A 6,191-nucleotide genomic window follows, 5' to 3' on the forward strand; every position below is an offset into this window, starting at 1 on the left:
CACCTCCGGCATTGTGCCCTTACTCTTTGTCTTCTGCCTTGTTGCCTTCAACGGCCTTGGCAGAGCGGCGCAGGCGAATGTGCAGTTCTTTCAGCTGCTTTTCATCAACCTCGCCCGGCGCCTGGGTCATCAGACAGGTGGCGCTCTGGGTTTTCGGGAAGGCGATGACATCGCGGATAGACGAAGAACCGGTCATCAGCATCACCAGGCGATCCAGGCCAAAGGCCAGGCCACCGTGCGGCGGGCAACCGAACTTCAGGGCATCCAGCAGGAAGCCGAACTTGGCGCGGGCTTCTTCCTCACCAATGCCGAGGATGCGGAATACGGCTTCCTGCATTTTCTCGTCGTGGATACGGATGGAACCACCACCCAGCTCGGTACCGTTCAGAACCATGTCATAGGCACGGGACAAGGCGTTCGCCGGGTCTGCGGCCAGGTCTTCCGGGCTGCAGGACGGTGCGGTGAACGGATGGTGGATAGCCGTCAGGCCGCCATCCGGCAGTTCTTCAAACATCGGGAAGTCCACAACCCACATCGGCGCCCACTCGCAGGTGAGCATGTTCAGGTCGTGGCCAACCTTTATGCGCAGGGCACCCAGGGCTTCGTTCACCACGGTAGCCTTGTCGGCACCGAAGAACACGATGTCGCCGTCTTCTGCGCCCACGCGCTCCATGATCGCCAGGGCAACGTCATCACCCAGGAACTTCACGATCGGAGATTGCAGGCCTTCGGCGCCCTTGGCCAGCTCGTTGACCTTGATGTAGGCCAGGCCTTTCGCGCCATAGATACCGACAAACTTGGTGTAGTCGTCAATCTGCTTACGGGTCAGCTCGGCACCTTTGGGCACACGCAGGGCGGCAACACGGCCTTTCGGATCCTTGGCGGGGCCGGCAAATACCTTGAAGTCGACACTTTCAACCAGGTCGCCCACGTCTTGCAGTTCCAGCGGGATACGCAGGTCCGGCTTGTCGCTGCCGTAGCGCTGCATGGCCTCGGAATACGGCATGCGCGGGAATTCCGGCAGGTCGACATCCAGCACGTCTTTGAACAGTGCACGGATCATGTCTTCGTTCAGCTTCATCAGGGCCTCTTCATCAATGAAAGAGGCCTCGATGTCTACCTGGGTGAATTCCGGCTGACGATCGGCCCGCAGGTCTTCGTCACGGAAGCACTTGGCAATCTGGTAGTAACGATCAACGCCGGACACCATCAGCATCTGCTTGAACAGCTGCGGAGACTGGGGCAGCGCGAAGAAAGAACCTTCGTGGGTACGGCTCGGCACCAGGTAGTCGCGGGCACCTTCCGGTGTGGCGCGGGTCAGGATGGGGGTTTCCACATCCATGAAGCCGCGGCTGTCCAGGAAGTTACGGATGTAGCTGGTTACCCGCGAACGGAAACGCAGGCGGTTGATCATCTCGGGACGGCGCAGGTCGATAAAGCGGTAGCGCAGGCGAACGTCTTCACCAACGTCTACATGCTCATCCAGCGGGAACGGAGGCGTGGCGGCGGCGTTCAGGATGGTGACTTCCTTGCCCAGCAGCTCCACCTGGCCGGTCGGCATGTTGTTGTTTTCGGTACCTGCCGGGCGACGACGCACGCGGCCGGTTACTTTGACAACAAATTCGCTGCGAACTTTCTCTGCTAGGGCAAAACTCTCCGGGGTGTCCGGGTCGACAACCACCTGGGACATGCCATCCCGATCCCGCAGATCCAGGAAAATTACCCCACCGTGGTCACGGCGGCGGTGTACCCATCCGCAGAGTGTAACTTCCTGATCAATGTGAGATTCGTTGATCCCACCGCAATAATGACTGCGCATATCGGTTCCCGTTCGTTCTGAATGTGTGCGTTGTGTCCCGCATCGGGCGGGGGGTGTGCTTTCCGAAACACGCTGTGAATACATCCCTGTACGCTCTGCTCCGCCATCCCTGGCTACGCAAGGTTTCGGAAAGCACACCCCCCGCCCGACGCTACGTCGTTCTTGGCCGCACAGTAATTTGGCGGCGCCGGTAAAAGCCGCCCATTATAAACACAATGCCTGCGAAAATCAGGCGTGCCGACGGAGAATTGGAGTCGGGTATCTAACGTCGGGATGACTATCAAAAAACCGGCGGCTAGAATGCATGGTTTGACCGGCGGATGGAGTTGTAAGTTGGCCACCAGAGCGGAACAGAAACAGAAAACCCGGCGGGCGCTGATGGACGCGGCCCTGGCACAGCTGAGCGCGGATCGGGGCTTTGGCAGTCTCAGTTTGCGGGAGGTTGCCCGGGAGGCCGGGATTGCACCGACGTCGTTTTACCGGCACTTTGCCGAGCTGGATGAGCTGGGGCTGGCATTGGTGGACGAAGGCGGTGTGGCGCTGCGGCAGCTGATGCGGCAGGCCCGCAAGCGGATTGTGCGCGACGGCAGTGCTATTTCTACGTCGGTGGATACGTTTATGGAGTATCTGGGCAATAATGCCAATCTGTTCCGTCTGATGCTGCGGGAGCGTACCGGGGTGTCGAAGCCGTTCCGGACGGCGGTGAAGGCGGAGATTGACCACTTCGTGACGGAGCTGGCCGATGATTTGCGCCGGTTTGCCGAGGAGCAGAACAAGCCGCTGGCAGATGCCCGACTGGTGGCCGAGTCCATGGTTACCCTGGTGTTCAATCAGGGCGCGGAAGCGCTGGATGCTACACCCAAAGAGCGGGAGGAGCTGAAAGCCAAGCTGAAGACGGAGCTTCGGATGATTCTGGTAGGTTCCCAGACCCTGGCGCAGTGGCAGCAGGGCCGGGAGTAATACCAAAGAGTACTCAGGCCAGTTGCTGAAGCAGCGGCTTGAGTTTTGCCTTGATCTGTTCCAGTTCGCCGTCCTCGTAGGGAACCGGCGGCTGCTTGCCCCATACCGGGCCCGGCCAGGCCGGGTCGCCTTCAAAGCGTACGATGTGGTGCAGGTGAAGCTGCGGCACCATGTTACCCAGCGCCGCCACGTTCATCTTGTCGCCACCGAAGATCTCCATCATGCCCTGGCTCAGGGTCGACGATTCTTCCAGCAAACGCTGCTGCTCTTTGCCGAGCTGGTAGATCTCCCGAATATCCGGCACCGCCGGCACCAGGATAATCCAGGGCCAGGTGCGATCATTCATCAGCAGGATTTCGCACAGTTGGCTGCGCCCCAGGTTATGGGTGTCTGCCGCCAGGCGTTCATGTAACTGGAACATCACCTGCCCTCCCCGGCTCAGAGCGCCGAATGGAACTGGTTACGGCCGCGGCCGATGGCGTAGTAGATCAAACCATAGCGCTCGAGCATTTCCGGCTCGTACAGGTTACGACCATCAAAGACCACCGGATGCTTGAGGGTGCTGGACACCACGTCGAAATCCGGGGAGCGGAATTCTTTCCACTCGGTGCAGATGGCCAGGGCATCGGCGCCTTTGAGGGCCTGTTCCTTGGTACCGCACAGAGTCAGGCCATCCTGGTCACCGTAGATACGCTGGGTTTCTTCCATGGCTTCCGGATCGAAGGCCTGCACGGTAGCACCTGCCTTCCAGAGGTCTTCCATCAGGGTGCGGGCCGAGGCCTCACGCATGTCGTCGGTGTTCGGCTTGAAGGCCAGCCCCCACAAAGCGACGACCTTGCCCTTCAGATCGCCCTGGAAGTAATGGCTGATCTTGTCGAACAGCACGTGCTTCTGGGCGTAGTTCACCGCTTCTACAGCGTTCAGCAGCTTGGATTCGTAATCACAGTCGCGGGCGGTGCGGGCCAGGGCCTGGACGTCTTTCGGGAAGCAGGAACCGCCGTAGCCGCAGCCGGGATAGATAAAGTGGTAGCCGATACGGGGGTCGGAACCGATACCGCGGCGCACTTCCTCGATATCCGCGCCCAGGCGCTCGGCCAGGTTGGCCACTTCGTTCATGAAGCTGATCTTGGTGGCCAGCATGGCGTTGGCGGCGTACTTGGTCAGCTCAGCGGAACGGATGTCCATAAAGATCATCCGGTCGTGGCTGCGGTTGAACGGGTAGTACACTTCGCGCAGCAGGTCCGCAGCTTGCTCGCTGTCGGTGCCCACCACAATCCGGTCCGGCTTCATGAAGTCGTTGATGGCCGCCCCTTCTTTCAGGAACTCCGGGTTGGAGACCACATCAAAATCCAGCTCCAGGCCGCGGTGGTCCAGCTGGGCACGAACCGCGGCTTTCACCTTGTCGCCCGTGCCAACCGGTACGGTGGATTTGTCCACCACCACCTTGTAATCATCCATGTACTGGCCGATGGACTTGGCCACGGCCAGCACGTATTGCAGGTCGGCAGAGCCGTCTTCATCTGGCGGCGTGCCCACGGCGATGAACTGCAGGGTGCCGTGCTTGACGGCTTCTTCAGTATCGGTGGTAAAGGAAAGGCGGCCCGCTTCAACCGTGTGCTTAACGATATTATCCAGGCCCGGTTCGTAAATAGGAATCTGGCCGTTCTTGAGCTTTTCAATCTTGCCCTGGTCGACATCCATGCACAGCACGTGGTGCCCGACGTCCGCCAGGCAGGCACCCGTCACCAAGCCAACATAACCGGTTCCGAAAATCGTGATTTTCATGTAACTGTTCCTGAATTTCGTTGAAAAGTGCGTCAATCAGCGGCTTTTTTCTGCAGCCAGATCTTTTCCCAGGCCAGCGCGGTGCGCACGATGGTATTGAGGTCATCGTAATCCGGCTGCCAGCCCAGAACTTTCTTGATTCGCGTGTTGTCGGCCATCAAGGCAGCCGGGTCTCCGGCGCGGCGGCCGGTTTCGGTGACCGGGAAATCCACACCGGATTCCTGCTTTACCACATCAATCACTTCCCGCACGGTAAAGCCGCGGCCGTAGCCACAGTTCAGCACCTGCGACTCTCCGCCTCCGGCCATATAATCCAGCGCCATCACATGGGCCTTGGCCAGGTCTTCCACGTGGATGTAATCGCGGATGCAGGTGCCATCGCGGGTTTCGTAATCCGTGCCGAAGACGCTCATGCCCTCGCGCTGCCCGGTCACGCACTCGCTGGCCACCTTGATCAGGTGAGTCGCTTCCGGCGTTGCCTGGCCCAGAAGTCCTTCGGGGTTAGCACCGGCCACGTTGAAGTAGCGCAGAATCACATAGTTCAGGCTGCTGGCCGCGGCCAGGTCCATCATCATGCGCTCGCTCATCATCTTCGAAGCACCGTAGGGATTGATGGGCGCCAGCGGGAGGTCTTCGGTCAGTACCGTTTCTTCCGGCATGCCATACACAGCGGCCGTGGAGGAAAACACCATGTAGGGAACCTGGTGGCTTTCCACCGCTTTCAGCAGGTTCAGGGTGTTGCGGGTGTTGTTGCTGTAGTACTTCAGCGGATTACTGACCGATTCCGGCACCACAATGTTCGCGGCAAAATGCAGCACCGCTTCGAATTTGTGCTGCGAGAAAACGGCTTCAATGGCTTGCTCGTCGGCCAGGTCGCCCACCACCAGCTCACCGGCAGTGACCGCCCAGCGATAGCCGGTGGAAAGATTGTCGAAAACCACAATGTCGTGGCCTGCTGCAGCCAGCTGCCGGACCACATGGCTGCCGATATAACCGGCACCGCCGGTAACGAGAACTTTCATGGGGTTTCGTTTCCCTTCCCTGAGTTTTGTTGTCGGCGCGCACGGATTTCCCGACGGCGCCGGCTGAAAAATTCTGAAATAGCCTGCCCGCATGCCTCGGCCATCACACCGCCGGTTACCTCTACGCGCCAGTTCAGGTGCGGCTCTTCCAGCGTTCTGCGGGCGGATTCTACGGCGCCGGCCTTGGGTTCTGCGGCCCCATACACCAGGCGGCTGATACGACTGTGCACTACGGCGCCCACGCACATGGTGCAGGGCTCCAGCGTCACGTACAAGGTGGCACCGGCCAACCGGTAATTGCCAACCCTGGCGGCGGCGTCCCGCAGGGCCCGGATTTCCGCATGGGCGGTCGGGTCGCACCCGGAAATCGGGGCATTAAACCCGGCCCCGATTTCCTTGCCATTCAGCACCACCACGGCACCTACCGGCACTTCATCCTTGCTTGCAGCCTGGCTGGCCAGCTCAAGCGCCCTGGCCATCCAGTACTGGTCGTCCTTTATTCCCATTCTATTATCAATAAGCCATTTTTGTCTTTTATTTTCAACGGCTTATTATACTGATAATCGGTAACACCATGATAAATACCATGCTCAGAAATTCCTTAA

The 6,191-nt window shown here is 59.5% G+C and carries 6 protein-coding genes; 1 reads left to right on the top strand and 5 read right to left on the bottom strand.

Annotated features, from left to right (window positions below; genetic code table 11):
- Window positions 1-19: 19 nt before the first annotated feature.
- Complete coding sequence (gene aspS / locus B2589_RS04630) at window positions 20-1,819, bottom strand: aspartate--tRNA ligase (protein ID WP_094624163.1); 1,800 nt, start codon at window positions 1,817-1,819, stop codon at window positions 20-22.
- 333 nt (window positions 1,820-2,152) lie between these two features.
- On the opposite strand from aspS, the gene fabR reads away from it, so the two are divergent.
- Window positions 2,153-2,779: an HTH-type transcriptional repressor FabR gene (gene fabR / locus B2589_RS04635; protein ID WP_022989112.1), complete on the top strand. Its 627-nt coding sequence runs from the start codon at window positions 2,153-2,155 to the stop codon at window positions 2,777-2,779.
- A gap of 13 nt (window positions 2,780-2,792) precedes the next feature.
- On the opposite strand, the gene B2589_RS04640 is transcribed toward fabR, so the two are convergent.
- Genes B2589_RS04640 through tadA form a run of 4 tightly spaced genes read right to left on the bottom strand, consistent with a single transcriptional unit; the run spans window position 2,793 to window position 6,092 of the window.
- Window positions 2,793-3,200, bottom strand: a complete 408-nt coding sequence (locus B2589_RS04640; RefSeq protein ID WP_199456003.1) for an HIT domain-containing protein — start codon at window positions 3,198-3,200, stop codon at window positions 2,793-2,795.
- A gap of 17 nt (window positions 3,201-3,217) precedes the next feature.
- Window positions 3,218-4,564, bottom strand: coding sequence for a UDP-glucose dehydrogenase family protein (locus tag B2589_RS04645; RefSeq protein ID WP_199456002.1), 1,347 nt, complete (start codon window positions 4,562-4,564; stop codon window positions 3,218-3,220).
- Window positions 4,565-4,596: 32 nt separating this feature from the next.
- Entirely contained in the window at window positions 4,597-5,586 is a 990-nt protein-coding gene (gene galE, locus B2589_RS04650) for a UDP-glucose 4-epimerase GalE (RefSeq protein WP_286815754.1), read from the bottom strand.
- A complete protein-coding gene (tadA, locus tag B2589_RS04655; RefSeq protein ID WP_286815755.1) occupies window positions 5,583-6,092 on the bottom strand; it encodes a tRNA adenosine(34) deaminase TadA in 510 nt (169 codons plus the stop codon). Before tadA ends, galE begins: the two co-directional genes overlap by 4 nt.
- Between the last annotated feature and the right edge of the window lie 99 nt (window positions 6,093-6,191).

This window comes from Marinobacter sp. UBA3607 (genome assembly GCF_002375525.1).
Taxonomy (GTDB): Bacteria; Pseudomonadota; Gammaproteobacteria; order Pseudomonadales; family Oleiphilaceae; genus Marinobacter; species Marinobacter vinifirmus.